Below are 585 nucleotides of genomic sequence, written 5' to 3' on the forward strand. Positions count from 1 at the left end.
TATGGACCAGCCTTTAATGTTTTAGTTGCATCCGGTCTGTTAGGTTATGTGAGTGATGGCAAACAAACCACTATTGGCTTTGATGGGAATAGATATGACTTTGTAAGCAGAATTATTGGTGGCAATGGCTATACCTACGGGACACTCCCTGCTGGCAGTAACGTTTGGACAGAATGGTTGAGAGTGGCTACAAATCCCATAAGTTCCCATACTTGCCTTGGAGATGCGAGCGATATGTGCCAAAAGACTTATGGCACATCTCATCGTGAACAAGTTCCTTCAAGTAAATCATGGAGTAAAAAATGAAAAAACCTTTAAAATTATTGAGTACATTAACTCTATTAATCATCACTGGTTGTCAATTTAATAAAACTCCTACCTCCTCTATAGGAGCCTGGGAGAAACCGGGAGCAGATTTTACTGAGGTAGGAAAAGCCTTGTTAGAATGTGGCATGCCAACGCCTTATGATGTCGATCCAGAAAACAGAAAGCAGAGCATTAATGCAAAAGCAACAATTTATGCTTGCATGGTTCAATCAGGTTTCCGTGATAAAGTGGGGGGAGGGACTTGGTGCGAGAATCATA

The 585-nt window shown here is 41.4% G+C and carries 1 protein-coding gene and 1 pseudogene; both read left to right on the forward strand.

Annotation, left to right across the window (positions count from 1 at the left end; translation table 11 throughout):
- A pseudogene (locus ACFINY_RS09935) lies at positions 1-306 on the forward strand (filamentous hemagglutinin); the annotation flags it as partial.
- Positions 303-585, forward strand: a 283-nt coding sequence (locus ACFINY_RS09940; protein ID WP_375701085.1) for a hypothetical protein, incomplete at its 3' end; no start/stop codon positions are given. The pseudogene ACFINY_RS09935 and the gene ACFINY_RS09940, both read left to right, overlap by 4 nt.

This window comes from Bartonella sp. AA23NXGY, assembly GCF_042197165.1.
Lineage (GTDB): Bacteria > Pseudomonadota > Alphaproteobacteria > Rhizobiales > Rhizobiaceae > Bartonella.